The organism is Microbacterium sp. SORGH_AS_0505, from assembly GCF_030818715.1.
Lineage (GTDB): Bacteria > Actinomycetota > Actinomycetes > Actinomycetales > Microbacteriaceae > Microbacterium.
Genome location: NZ_JAUTAT010000001.1, coordinates 1486800 through 1499908, shown reverse-complemented (window position 1 = coordinate 1499908; position 13109 = coordinate 1486800). Strand labels below are relative to the sequence as shown.

11 protein-coding genes, 2 tRNA genes and 1 pseudogene are annotated in these 13109 nt (G+C 69.8%); 3 read left to right on the top strand and 11 right to left on the bottom strand.

Translation table 11 applies throughout. The features are described 5' to 3' along the window. Position 1 precedes the first annotated feature (1 nt). The 6 genes from QE428_RS07340 to QE428_RS07315 all read right to left on the bottom strand — a co-directional run bounded on the left by QE428_RS07340 (position 2) and on the right by QE428_RS07315 (position 6018). Positions 2-1195, bottom strand: coding sequence for an acyl-CoA dehydrogenase family protein (locus QE428_RS07340; protein ID WP_091351643.1), 1194 nt, complete (start codon positions 1193-1195; stop codon positions 2-4). Next, entirely contained in the window at positions 1192-2373 is a 1182-nt protein-coding gene (locus QE428_RS07335; protein ID WP_307467555.1) for a hypothetical protein, read from the bottom strand. Before QE428_RS07335 ends, QE428_RS07340 begins: the two co-directional genes overlap by 4 nt. Further along, positions 2370-3035, bottom strand: a complete 666-nt coding sequence (locus QE428_RS07330; RefSeq protein WP_091351641.1) for a methionine ABC transporter permease — start codon at positions 3033-3035, stop codon at positions 2370-2372. The genes QE428_RS07335 and QE428_RS07330 overlap by 4 nt, the downstream gene beginning before the upstream one ends. Next, positions 3028-4092: a methionine ABC transporter ATP-binding protein gene (locus QE428_RS07325; RefSeq protein WP_307467550.1), complete on the bottom strand. Its 1065-nt coding sequence runs from the start codon at positions 4090-4092 to the stop codon at positions 3028-3030. Before QE428_RS07325 ends, QE428_RS07330 begins: the two co-directional genes overlap by 8 nt. 43 nt (positions 4093-4135) lie before the next feature. Beyond that, positions 4136-5122 (bottom strand): MetQ/NlpA family ABC transporter substrate-binding protein, encoded by a 987-nt coding sequence (locus tag QE428_RS07320; protein ID WP_091351639.1) that lies wholly within the window; start codon positions 5120-5122, stop codon positions 4136-4138. 191 nt (positions 5123-5313) lie between these two features. Next, a complete protein-coding gene (locus QE428_RS07315; RefSeq protein WP_091359339.1) occupies positions 5314-6018 on the bottom strand; it encodes a TetR family transcriptional regulator in 705 nt (234 codons plus the stop codon). A gap of 68 nt (positions 6019-6086) precedes the next feature. On the opposite strand from QE428_RS07315, the gene QE428_RS07310 reads away from it, so the two are divergent. After that, complete coding sequence (locus tag QE428_RS07310) at positions 6087-6401, top strand: hypothetical protein (RefSeq protein WP_091351638.1); 315 nt, start codon at positions 6087-6089, stop codon at positions 6399-6401. A gap of 56 nt (positions 6402-6457) precedes the next feature. Here QE428_RS07310 and QE428_RS07305 read toward each other — a convergent pair. The 5 genes and pseudogenes from QE428_RS07305 to serS all read right to left on the bottom strand — a co-directional run bounded on the left by QE428_RS07305 (position 6458) and on the right by serS (position 10322). Next, positions 6458-6549: transfer RNA gene (locus QE428_RS07305), tRNA-Ser, on the bottom strand. Positions 6550-6622: 73 nt separating this feature from the next. Next, the gene (locus QE428_RS07300; protein WP_091351637.1) at positions 6623-7945 is read right to left on the bottom strand and encodes an LCP family protein; all 1323 of its coding nucleotides are present in this window, start codon (positions 7943-7945) and stop codon (positions 6623-6625) included. Between the two features lie 20 nt (positions 7946-7965). Further along, positions 7966-8050, bottom strand: a tRNA-Ser gene (locus QE428_RS07295). 100 nt (positions 8051-8150) lie between these two features. Beyond that, complete coding sequence (locus QE428_RS07290) at positions 8151-9059, bottom strand: HAD-IIB family hydrolase (protein WP_307467541.1); 909 nt, start codon at positions 9057-9059, stop codon at positions 8151-8153. Then, positions 9056-10322: pseudogene (gene serS / locus QE428_RS07285) on the bottom strand (serine--tRNA ligase). Before serS ends, QE428_RS07290 begins: the two are co-directional and overlap by 4 nt. A 101-nt stretch (positions 10323-10423) precedes the next feature. Here serS and QE428_RS07280 point away from each other — a divergent pair. Next, a complete protein-coding gene (locus QE428_RS07280) occupies positions 10424-11593 on the top strand; it encodes a diacylglycerol kinase family protein (protein ID WP_133398671.1) in 1170 nt (389 codons plus the stop codon). A 74-nt stretch (positions 11594-11667) separates the two neighbouring features. After that, a complete protein-coding gene (locus QE428_RS07275) occupies positions 11668-13032 on the top strand; it encodes a deoxyribodipyrimidine photo-lyase (RefSeq protein WP_307467536.1) in 1365 nt (454 codons plus the stop codon). Positions 13033-13109: the final 77 nt, after the last annotated feature.

Here is a 13109-nt window from a genome sequence, read left to right as displayed (position 1 = left end):
GTCAGGCTTCGCCCGTGCTCCACCACCCGGGCACGGGGGTGTCGTTGAGCAGCAGGTCGCCGAGAGCGCGCGCCTTGAAGGCGAGCGGATTGTGGGATGCCAGGGTTCGAGCGTTCCGCCAGTGCCGGTCCAGCGCGAGGTCGGTGTCGACGGCGCTCGCTCCGCCGACCTCGAAGAGCAGAGTAGCCGCCTCGAGCACGGCCGGGAGGACGACGAGTTGCGCGCGAGCGGTCGCCGCCTCGACGGGGGCGATCACCTCGCGGAGCGCCTCTCCCGCGACACCGGCCGATTGGGCCGCAACCGACTCGTCGAGTCCTACGACGGCGGCGGTGAGTGCGGCATCCGCCGTGAACGACAGCGCCGACAGCCGACCGACGATCTCCTGCACGAGCGGATCCTCGCGGGCCGACGCGGCCGAGGCATGACTGTACGTTCGGGTGCGCTTCTGAACGAACGCCACGGCGTCGTCGACGATCGCCCGCCCGATGCCCGCGGCAGCCGCCAGCAGGACCAATTGAACGAACGCCCCGCCGTGCGACGGCCCGGCGACGGCGCGGCGGGCGACGGCATCCTCGTCGATGACGACCGAGCGGAAGACGGTCGTCCCGCTCCCGGTCAGGCGCTGCCCGAAGCCGCGCCAGTCGTCGATGACGTCGACGCCCTCGGCCGTCGCCGGGACGAGCGCAGCGACGAGGGCGCCCTCGTCGTCCTGCGCGGCCACCGATACGAGGTCGGCGAAGAGCGTCCCGGTGCTGTAGTACTTCGTGCCGTCCAGACGGAGCCCGTCGCCCGAAGCGGTCACCGTCGTGGACAGCGAGCCGACCTTCGCCCCCGACCGCTCGTGGGTCGCGTTGCCGATGATGGCGCCGTCGGCGACGAGGGCGAGCCTGCGCGATCGCTCGGCGGACGGCGTCGCGAGAACCGTCCGATCGACGAACGAGAAGTGCGACCGCAGCAGCTGGGCGAGGTTCGGATCGCGACGACCGAGCTCGGCGAGGAGGGCGAACAGCACCGACGGCGGCTCACCGCCTCCGCCGAACTCCTCGGGCACCGTGACCCGTGTGAACCCCGCGCGCCGGAGCAGCGCGACCTCCTCGTGCGGCAGTCTCCGCGCGAGTTCTCGGGCGACGGCATCCCGACCTACCTCGTCGAAGACGGGCGCGAAACGCGCCACGGCGTCGGTGATGCGGCTCATGCGAGCGCAGCCTCGGCGGGCCGTGGGGCCTCAGCTCCCGGCGCCTGCCACTCCGGCAGGGTCCCGGTGAGTGCCACCTGACCGAGCGCACGCGTGCGCTGGATGACCGGATTGTGCGAGGCGATCGTGCGGACGTTGCGCCAGTGCCGGTCGAGCGCGCGGCCCGTTCCGACCGCCGACGCGCCGCCGACCTCGAACAGGCGCGTCGTCGCGTCGAGGACGAGGCGGGGCACGAGCTCCTGGAGCCGGAAGACCTCGAACTGGATCTCACGCATCTCGGCCGCGGTCGCCCGACGATCGGATGCCGCCCCCAGGTCGGCGGCGACCGACAGCACCAGCCGTCGCGTCGTCGCCGCCACGACGTCGAGCTCGCCGACGACCAGCTGCACGAGCGGGTCCTCGCGAGGAAGCGTCTCGCCCGCGAATCCGAAGGTCCGCCGCCGCGGGGTGACGAAGCCGACGGTGTCGTCGAGGGCGCGTTGCGCGATGCCGGCGATCACCGCGAGCAGGGTGAGCTGAAGGATCGCCCCCAGGTGATGCCCGCGCACGTCGGCGCCCTCGGCGGGCGACACGAGGATGCCGTCCTCCCCCACCGGCGCCCGGTCGAACACCGTGGTGCCGCTTCCCGTGAGCAGCTGGCCGAATCCGTCCCAGTCGTCCGTGGATCGGACCCCCGGGTGGTGGGCCGACACCGTGACCGCGACCCGCTCGTCGCCGTCGAGGGCGGCGAGGTGGATCCAGTCCGCGTAGATGCTGCCGGTCGTGTAGTACTTCGTCCCCGACAGCAGCGGTTCGCCGCTCGACCGGTCGAGGCGGGTCTCGAGGTGCGCCGTGTCGTGCCGTTCGGACTGCGCGTTGCCCACGAAGTCCCCCGCGAGGATCCGCTCGAACCACGGCTGGGCCTGCTCGATCGGCTGCAACCGGAGCGACTCGACGAACGCGAGATGCCCGCGCCAGACATGGCCGAGGCTGGCGTCCGCCGCCGACAGCCGGATGAGACGGGCGAACTGCTCCTGCAGCGTGATCGGCGACCCCCCGGATGCCGCCGGCACCCGCCACGTGCCGAAGCCGATATCGCGCAGCTCGGCGAGCTCCGCGGTCAGCAGGCGCCGCTCGCGCTCACGCTGCGGCGCGTCCGGTGCGATGCGGGCGAGGAACTCGTCGAAGCGCCCGGTCACCGGTGCATCACCTTCCGGGCGACGGTGTTCCCCAGCAGCTGCGCGAGCTGCACCAGGACGATGAGGGCGAGGACGACGATGCCGACCGAGATCCAGTCGAAGCGCTGGTACCCGTAGTTCATGGCCAGCGACCCGAGCCCGCCACCGCCGAGCACCCCCGCGACCGCGGTCGCGTCGACGAGTGCGACGAGGATGTAGGTGAGCCCCAGCGTGAGCGGACCGAGGGCCTCGGGCACGACGATCGTGAACAGCACCCGCGCCGGGCTCGCGCCCATCGCGGCACCCGCCTCGATCGACCCCGGGCTCACGGCGACGAGGTTGGATTCCGAGACACGGGCGATCGCGACGCACGCGACGATGATGAGCGGGATCGTCTGGGGCAGGGGGCCGAGCCCCGTGCCGAAGAGGAACCGCGTGAACGGGATCAGCGCGATCGCCACGATCAGGAACGGGATCGGACGGACCACGTTGATGATGAGGTTCAGGACCGAGAAGACCACGCGGTTCTGCAGCAGATTGCCGGGCCGGCTCGCGTAGAGCAGGAGGCCGAGGAGCACTCCGATGACGGCGGCTCCCGCGAAGGCGACGACCACCATGAGTCCGGTCTCGCCGACGGCGTTCCAGAACCGGGGGAAGAACGCATCCGGGTCGAAGTCACGCATGGACGGCCTCCTTCTCGATCGTCCGGGCGTCCGTGGCCGGCAGCTCCGAGACGGTCGTCGTCTGGCGGAGACCCTCGATGGCGGCATCCACTGCGGCATCCGTTCCGAGGAGTTCCACCGTCAGGCTGCCGAACAGACGCCCCTGCAGCTCGTCGACGCCGCCGAAGACGACGTTGACGTCGACGTCGTGCTCGCGGGCGACCTGCGAGAGGAACGGGTGATTGGTGTCGCGGTCCTCGACGTGCAGTTGGACGAGGCGGCCGCGATGGACGGCGCGGATCTTCGCTAGGGCGTCCGCCGACGGGATGTGATGAAGCACCGACGACACGAATCGCCGCGTGGTGGGATGCTGCGGCGACGAGAAGACGTCGTAGATGCTGCCGTGCTCGACGACCGCACCGTCCTCCATGACCGCGACCTTGTGAGCGAGCTCGCGGACCACGTCGATCTCGTGGGTGACGAGCAGGATGGTCACGCCGTACTCCTCGTTCACCCGCCGGAGGAGGGCCAGGACCTCGCCCGTCGTCTGCGGATCGAGCGCGCTCGTCGCCTCGTCGGAGATCAGGACGTCGGGCCGGGTGGCCAGCGCGCGGGCGATGCCCACGCGTTGCTTCTGGCCACCCGACAGCTGCGACGGATACGCGAGTGCCTTGTCGGTGAGACCGACGAACCGCAGCAGCTCCTCGACGCGATCGAGGGTCTCCGCCTCGGACAGGCCCGCGAGCCGCAGGGGGTAGGCGATGTTCTTGTAGACGTTCCGCGACTCGAGCAGATTGAACTGCTGGAACACCATGCCGATCCGCTGCCGCGCCGCGTACAGCGCACGACCCTGCAGGGCCGAGATCTCGCGACCGTCGACGACCACCCGGCCGTTCGTCGGCCGCTCCAGCGCATTCACGGTGCGCAGCAGCGTCGATTTGCCGGCGCCCGAGAAGCCGACGATTCCGAAGATCTCCCCCTTCTCGACCGTCAGGCTGACGTCGCGGAGGGCGTCGACCGTGCGGCCCTTCGACCTGAAGGACTTGGAGACGTTCTCGAAGGCGATGGCGGTGCTCATGGATTCCTCATCTCGGGCCGGGTGCAGTCGCGAGTAGCCGCGGTCAGTTCTTCGCGGCCTGCTTCTCGAGGTCGGCGAGCTTGGTCCGGAGCTGCTCCACCGGCACGTCGACGAGCACCACGGAGCCCTGGTTCTCCTTCTCGTTGGCGGCCGCGACGCGCTCATCGGCGTAGACGTCCTTAAGGATCTTCCACGCGGGGTTGTCCTTGTTGTCCTCGCGGGTCGCGATGACGTTGACGTAAGGCAGGTTCTGCTCGGAGAGCGCCTTGTCGAGGAAGAGCGCGTCGTCGGAGCCGATGTTCTGGCTCGGGTCGAAGTACGACGTGCCGACGACGACCGCAGCCAGGCTCGGGTCGGTGAACTGCTGAGCGATCGACGTCGCCGGGATCTCCGCGAACTGCAGCTTCTTCGGGTTGGCGGTGATGTCCTCGACCGCCGGGAAGTCGCCCTTGTCTGCCGAGAGGGTGATGAGACCGGCGGCTTCGAGGATGTTCAGCGCGCGGCCGCCGTTGGAGGGGTCGTCGGGGATGGCGATCTTCGCACCGTCGGCGATGTCGTCGAGGGACGTGGCCGTCGCGGAGAAGATCCCCCACTGCGTGATGAGCGTCGAGAAGACGGGGGTGAGGTCCGCGCCGTTCTCGGTGTTGAAGGCGCTGAGGTACAGGATGTGCTGGAAGGCGTTGGCGTCGACCGTGCCGGCGGCGAGCTCGGTGTTCGGCAGCACCCAGTCCTCGACGTTGACCCACTCGATGTTGAGGCCCTTCTCGGCGGCGACCTCCTTGACGGCGTCTTGGAACGGGCTGTCCTCGGACACGGCGATCTTGACGCTGATCGGCTTCGCGGGGGCGTCACCGCCGGACGCGGCGGCATCGGCGGGGCGGAGCGCGGGAATCAAGAGCGCGGCTCCGCCGACGATCGCGGCGACCGCAACGATCGCGATGGCGACGGTCAAGCCGATGCGCGTGCGCTTCTTGTCACCCGCGACGGCGGCGCGAAGGTCGCTCTGCGGGGTCTGGTTCTGGTCGGACATGGGGTGGTCTCCTCGTGGTGCGTCGGGCGTGGATGTTCGCTGTGACTGCGACATTCCTAGCCCGACGCACCCTGGACGACGAGTTGCGAGACGCTCCGTGACCGGGCGTTACCTTCCTTGACGCGCACGCACGGCAAGGGTCGAAACGTGGCCCCGGATCGTGGTAGACGCGCGTGCGCGCGCTGCGACCGCTACAGGGAGAGATCGACCTCGAGCCGGTCGAGCAGGATTTCGAGGGCGGTGTCGAACTCCTCCTTGCTGTGGTCCTCGCTCAGCAGGGGACGGAGTCGCCGCACTTCAGGGGCATCGTCCAGCGAGGACGTCTGCGCCTCCCCGGTGGGGACCGGCCCGGTCTCCCCTTGCCCCGCAATGGTTCCACCGACGTCGGCGCCGCGGACGGCCGCTTCGAGCAGCAGCTGACCGATGAGGAAGCTGCTGAACCCCCGGTAGGCGCCGACGGCCTGCTCATCGCTGAAGCCCTGCGCCAGGAGCACGCGGAGGAAGATGTCGACGGCCTCGATGCTCCGCAGCGGTGGCCGGAGCCACGGAGCGGCGGGATGCCTCGTGGCGATCAGCGGGAAGGCCCGCGGATGCTCGACGGCGATGTCTCTAACCGCATGGGCGACGTTCTGCAGGAACGTCTGCCAGTGCGCCTGGGCCTCGCGCTCCATGACGACCACGAGCTCGGCCGTCAACTCATCCACGACACCCTCGAGGAGATCCTCCTTGCCGTGCACGTGGCGGTAGAGCGACATCGCCTCGACGCCCAGCTCGTTGCCCAGGGCCCGCATGGAGAGTCCTGCGGCCCCCTTGCGGTCCACGAGGCTCAGCGCGGCGTCGATGATCGCGTCGCGACTCAACCTCGACCCGATCGATCGATCAGACTGACTGCTCATGGGAGCCTCCACTCCGATCCTCCCCCGACTCGCACTCTTTTGTCTGCTTACGCCGTAAGCTTGGTGGAATGGGACGCTTGGCCTTCGGCAGCGAAACGGTCACGCTCGATGACCGTCTCCTCGGTCATCTCGAGGTCGTGATGGTGACGAAACTGCGGCGGCGTGAGCCGTTCATCCTCACCTGGACCGTTGACCCCAGCCTCGGCAGCGGGCGGGTCTCGCGCTGGGTCGGAGTGTCGACGAGCTGGGACATCCGCTACCACTCGCGCGCGATCGGGCCGCTCAACCCGGCATGGATCGACGCGCTCATGTCGACGGCGAACTCGCCGGGCGGGCTGCGGATCGTTCCCGAGCCCGATCAGGACGACGCCGCCACCGGCTGAGGCCGACGCACCCCCGCACTCAGACGAAAAGCCCCGGATATCCGGGGCTTTTCTCGTGGCGGAGACGGAGGGATTTGAACCCTCGGTCCCCGTGAGGGGACTCCACCTTAGCAGGGTGGTGCACTAGGCCTGACTATGCGACGTCTCCAGGCATCCGACCGCGAACGGCGCGAACGCACCACGCAAGCATAACGGGTACGGGACGCTGATCCGAACCGATGTCACTGCTGCGCGACGGTGCAGGTGACCTCGTTCGCCGACTGGCCCGTGATCTGGCTCGGGAGCTCGACGGTGCCGGCCTCCTCGCCGTCGTCGGGCGCATCGGTTTTGTCGGGGGTGGCCTCGCCGGTCGGCGTGCCGGTGGCCTCCGGAGTCTCAGTCGGCTTCGCGCCGCCGGGCTCGTCGGCCTCGCCGACGACCTCGACGCCGTTCCCGCCGCTGGCGGAGCCCGTGATGCGGATCGGCTTGTTCTCGGACAGGGCCGTGAACAGGACATCCGCTGCCGATGTGACCGGCAGAACGCGCTCGCCACCGGGGGCGTAGACCGTGGGGTACTGCACGAAGACGATGTCCTTGTACGGCACGTCGGCGACGGCCATCGCGATCTGGGCCATCCGCTGCGGGTTGGCGAGCGACTCGCTGAGGACCAGCTGCTTCTCGTTCACCTGGCGGACGGCGGTGTTCGCCAGGTTGAGCAGTGCGGGGTAGTCCGAGAGGACCGCGCCCGACTGCAGCTTGCGAACGAGGGAACTCATGAACTGCTGCTGGTTGGAGATGCGTCCGAGGTCCGACCCGTCGCCGATGCCGTGACGGATGCGGAGGAACTGCAGAGCCTGGGCACCGACGAGGTTCTGCTCGCCCTTCTTCAGGTGCAGACCCGTGTGACGGTCGTTGATGTCGGCGCTGAGGCAGACATCGACGCCGCCGATCGCATCGGACATGTTGATGACTCCGGTCCAACGGATGGCACCGGCGAACTGGATGTCGACGCCCGTCAGTGCCTCGACCGTGGCGACCGTGCAGCCGAGTCCGCCGTACGCGTAGGAGTTGTTGATCATCTGCGCGCTCATGGCCGAGTACGACCCGCCCTCGGGTTTCGTGCAGGAGGGGATGGGCACGATCATGTCGCGCGGGAACGAGACCACCGTCACGCGGCGGGGCGCGTCGCTGATGTGCACGAGCATCGTGACGTCGTTGCGCTCGCCCCCTTCATCGTCCGCGCAGCGCGGGAAGAGTTTGAGGTCCTGCCCTTCGCACGAGTCGGTTCCGGCGATCAGCATGTTGACGCCGCCCTCGATCTCGCCGATGTGCGGCGGGAGGGGCTTGTCGTCGTCTCCGATCGAGACACCGTTGTCGCTGAGGCTGCGCGCGGCATCCCACACGTAGAATCCGCCGATCGCCGCGGTGCTCACGAGCACGACAGCGACGACCGCAGCCAGGATCGTGAAGACCTGACGGAGCGGATGCGGCGACCTCAGCGCTCCGTGACGGGCTACGGGTTGACGGCGGAACTTCGTCGCCTTCGCGTCGTGCCTTGCGCTCACGGATCACCTTTCGGACAGTGCGGAGGGTGTGGGATTCGAACCCACGGGACATTGCTGCCCACCGGTTTTCAAGACCGGATCCTTCGGCCGCTCGGACAACCCTCCCGACCGCACCGAGTGGCACCGGTCGAACAGGCCGAGTCTAGCCGACCCCAGAACCCATTCATTCTTGCGGGATCGCCTGGGCGAGCCCTGAACGAGCCGGTCAGAGGGCCTTCAGCACCGCCGTGACGCCACCTTCGGTGACGGATGCCGTGAGCTCCGACGCCTCCGACAGCACCTCGTCGGGGCCTTGGCCCATGGCGATCGCGCGCCCGCCGTGGGCGCGCGCCCACCGGAACATGCCGATGTCGTTGCGACCGTCGCCGATGACGACGACCCGTGCCGCGTCGATGCCGAGCCAGTCGCGGACCAGCTCGAGCCCCGTGGCCTTGTCGATGCCCTGCGGGGCGATGTCGAGCCACGCCGACCAGCCGACCGCGTACGACACCTCGTTGAGGCCGATCCGCGAGACCAGGTCGACGAAGTCCTCGTCGGTGTCGTCCTCCGAGACGACGACGACGCGGGAGACGGGTTGGGCGGAGAGCTGCTCGAAGGGCACCCGGTCGGCGCGCGAGACGTTCCACTCGTCCATGTGGTCGGTGTACAGCCGTCGCCCGTCGGGCAGCTCGACCATGTACCGGGCCGAGGGCAGGTGGTCGCGCAGCAGCTGCAGCACCTCGGTCGCGTCGAATTCCTCCGTGTGGAAGCGCTCGTAGGACGCGCCGGCGTCGGCGGCGCCGACCCGCTTGAGGATCACGGCGCCGTTGGAGCAGACGACGTACTCGGGCGTGATGGCGAGGTGCTCGAGGATGTGCCGGGTGCCCTCCCACGAGCGTCCGGTCGCGAGCATCACCTCGTGCCCGAGTCCCTGCGCCTCGGCGACCGCGTCGACGACGCCGGGGCTGTAGGTCTCGTCCTCGAGGAGGATCGTGCCGTCGATGTCGAGCGCGATCAGCAGCCGCTCACGGGGGGCGGATGCGGCATCCTCGACGATCTCCTCGACGACGTCGGCGGCCTCATCGACCGAAACCGCCTCGATGCTGCCAGTGACGGGGGCGCTCTCGGACGTCACGCGACGGGCTCCGCCACCTCGAGGCCGCCCAGGTAGGGGCGGAGGACCTCGGGGATGACGACCGAGCCGTCTTCGCGTTGGTGCGTCTCGAGCAGGGCTACGATCCAGCGGGTCGTCGCGAGCGTGCCGTTCAGCGTCGCGACGGGAGCGGTGCGGCCGCCCTCGGGGCGGTGGCGGATGTCGAGACGGCGCGCCTGGTACGTCGTGCAGTTCGACGTCGAGGTGAGCTCGCGGTACGCGCCCTGCGTCGGGACCCACGCCTCGACGTCGTACTTCCGCGCGGCCGACGACCCGAGGTCGCCCGCGGCCACGTCGATCACGCGGTACGAGAGGCCGAGGTCCTGGAGCATGCGCTCCTGCATCTCGACGAGGCGCAGGTGCTCGGCTTCGGCATCCTCGGGGGTCGTGTAGACGAACATCTCGAGCTTGTTGAACTGGTGCAGGCGGATGATGCCGCGCGTGTCCTTGCCGTACGACCCGGCCTCGCGGCGGTAGCACGTCGACCACCCGGCGTAGCGCTTCGCACCCGGCTCCAGGTCGAGGATCTCGTCCATGTGGTAGCCGGCGAGGGGCACCTCGCTCGTGCCCACGAGATACAGGTCGTCGTCATCGAGGTGGTAGACCTCGTCGGCGTGCTGACCGAGGAAGCCGGTACCGCGCATGACCTCTGCGCGCACGAGGGTCGGCGGGATCATCGGGATGAAGCCCGCCTCGAGGGCGCGCTGCATGCCGAGGTTCATGAGGGCCAGCTCGAGGCGCGCCCCGATGCCGGTGAGGAAGGTGAACCGGGCGCCCGAGACCTTCGCGCCGCGCTCGGTGTCGATCGCGCCGAGCATCTCGCCGAGGGCGAGGTGGTCGCGCGGGCTCGAAGTCGAACGAGACGGGTTCGCCGTGCGTGCGAAGGGTGACGAAATCGTCCTCGCCGCCGGCCGGGACGCCGTCGATGACGATGTTCTCGATGCGCGCGAGCGCGGCGGATGCGGCATCCTCCGCCACGGTCACGGCCTGCTGCGCGGCCTTGACGCGCTCGCTCAGGTCCTTCGCCTCGGCGACCAGCGCGGCCTTCTCGTCCTTCGGGGCCTTCGCGACGCGCTTGCCGTGCGCGTTCTGCTCGGCGCGGAGCTCTTCGAAGGCGGTGATCGCGGTGCGACGCTCGCGGTCGGCGGCCAGTGCCTCGTCGACCGTGTCGGGCGACTCGCCGCGAGCCTCCTGCGAACGCTTCACGAGGGCGGGGTCGTCACGGAGGAGGGCGAGATCGATCACCCGTCGAGTCTAGTCGCGGCCTCCCCACCCCCGCCCTGGTGCGGAAGGGACGCGAGCGCAAGGGTCTCCGAGAGGCGGATGCCGAGCCCTATCCTGTACGCATGGCGACCGATCCCGGCACGACGCACCGCTCCGACGACGCGCACGACCCGGCTACCGCAGCCGAACCCGACGGGGTGATCCGCGAGCCCGAGGACGTCTCCGCCGACACACGGGACGACGAGACCGGAGAGGCACGCCGCGTCGATCGCAGCGGGTCGCCGGAGCCGATGCCCGATGTGGAGGGCCGGCCGAGCCCCAAAGCCGCCCTCGTCTACAACCCGATCAAGGTCGACGGCGACGAGCTGCGCGAGCAGGTGGCCCGTGCGGCGAAGGATGCCGGCTGGTCCGAGCCGCTCTTCTACGAGACGACGGTCGACGACCTCGGCGACGACGTCGCACGCCAGGCGCTGGCGGAAGGTGTCAACGCCGTGCTCGTCGCCGGCGGCGACGGCACGGTCCGGGCCGTCAGCGAGGCGATGACCGGCTCGAGCGTCCCTCTCACGATCGTCCCGAGCGGCACCGGAAACCTCCTCGCCCGCAACCTGCAGCTCCCCCTCGCCGACCCGGCCGCGATGATCGCGGCGACCTTCGACGGCGACACCCTCGCGATCGACGTGGGTCTCGCGCAGCTGCGGCGGCCCGACGGCGAGACGGCGGAGCACGCATTCGTCGTCATGGGCGGTATGGGCCTCGACGCCGCGATGATCGCCAACACCAACAGCGACCTCAAGAAGAAGGTCGGCTGGGTCGCCTACGTCGACGGTGCGGCCCGCTCGATCGCGCAGGCCAAGCCGTTCCCCGTCGTCTACCAGGTGCCCGGTCATCGCATCCACCGCGCCGACGTGCAGAGCGTCCTGTTCGCCAACTGCGGCTCGCTGCAAGCGGGGCTCGAACTCATCCCCGAGGCATCCATCACCGACGGCGAACTCGACGTCGCCATCCTGCAACCGCGCTCGGCCTTCGGCTGGCTGCTGGTCTGGCGCCGCCTCGCGTGGGACAACAGCGTGCTGCGCAAGTTCCGCGCCGGCCGCAAGATCCTCGCCGTGCGCACCGCCGACAACTCCGTCCGCTACTCGCGCGGCAAGGGCATCGACCTCGCCGCCGAAGAGGCGCACCCCGTGCAGCTCGACGGCGATGAGTTCGGCGAGGCGACGCGCATCGCGGTGCGCGTCGTCGCCGGCGGCCTCACCCTCGCGATCCCCCGCGGGCACTCGGTCGAGGCCGTCTGACCCGACCCGCTGAGCGATCCGGCGTCGGATTGCAAGGGGCGGAATCGCGGAGCCGCGACGGTCAGGATGAGGGGATGCCGTCCCCTTCGATCGTCTGGTTCCGCGACGACCTCCGCCTCGCCGACCATCCCGCGCTCCGCGCCGCACTCGATCGCGGCGAGCCGGTGATCGGGGTGTACGTGCTCGATGAAGAGAGCGACGGCATCCGTCCCCTCGGCGGCGCGGCTCGCTGGTGGCTGCATCACTCGCTCGCCTCCCTCGCCGAGCGACTCGCCGACCGCGGCTCGCGGCTGATCCTGCGCCGCGGCCCCGCCCACCGCGTCATCCGCGAGGTGGCGGCGGATGCCGACGCGGGCGCGGTGTTCTGGAACCGCCGGTACGGCGGCCCCGAGCGGGAGATCGACGCGGCGCTCAAGTCCGATCTGCGGGAGGGCGACGTCGAGGTCGCGTCGTTCGCGGCATCCCTCCTCTTCGAACCGTGGACGATCGCGACCGGAGCCGGCAAGCACTTCTCCGTCTACAGCCCGTTCTGGCGCGCCTGCCTCGGGCAGCCGGCGCCGCGCGCTCCCCTGCCCGAGCCCCGCGAGGTACCGGGGCCGTCGCGGTACCCGACCTCAGACGACCTCGACGACTGGGAGCTGCTGCCGACGAAGCCGGACTGGGCGCAGGGCCTCCGCGACACGTGGGAGCCGGGCGAGCCGGCGGCGCAGCGGCGACTGAAGGAGTTCCTCGAGGAGGACCTCGGACACTACGACGACGCCCGCGACCGGCCGTCCGCCGGCGCGACCTCCCTGTTGTCGCCGCGGCTGCGCTGGGGCGAGCTCAGCCCCCACACGGTGTGGCATGCCGCCGTCGAGACGCCGGGCGCCTCCGGATTCCTCTCCGAGATCGGGTGGCGCGAATTCGCCTGGCACACGCTGCACCACTTCCCGGATCTCGCGACGAAGAACCTCCGCCCCGAGTTCGACGCGTTCCCGTGGCCGCGGCTCAAGCCGACGGCGCTGCAGGCGTGGCAGAAAGGACAGACCGGCTACGCGATGGTCGACGCCGGGATGCGGGAGCTCTGGGAGACCGGGTACATGCACAACCGGGTGCGGATGATCACGGCATCCTTCCTCATCAAGAACCTGATGATCGACTGGCGCCGCGGCGAGGAATGGTTCTGGGACTGCCTGGTCGATGCCGACGGAGCGAGCAACACCTTCAACTGGCAATGGGTGGCGGGCTCCGGCGCAGACGCGGCTCCCTACTTCCGCGTCTTCAACCCCGAGTTGCAGGCCGACAAGTTCGACAAGCGCCGCGAGTACATCGGGCAGTGGGCACCGGAGTACACGGATGCCGACGGCCAGCCGCCCATGCCGATGGTCGACCTGAAGGCGACGCGGCAGAACGCGCTCGCCGCCTACGAGAAGGTCAAGCAGGCCTCACGTCAGGCGTGACACCGCACACGCGACCGCGCCGCGGATCGGAGCCCGAAGGCCCGACCCGCGGCGCGGATGCGTGGTGTCAGTGAATC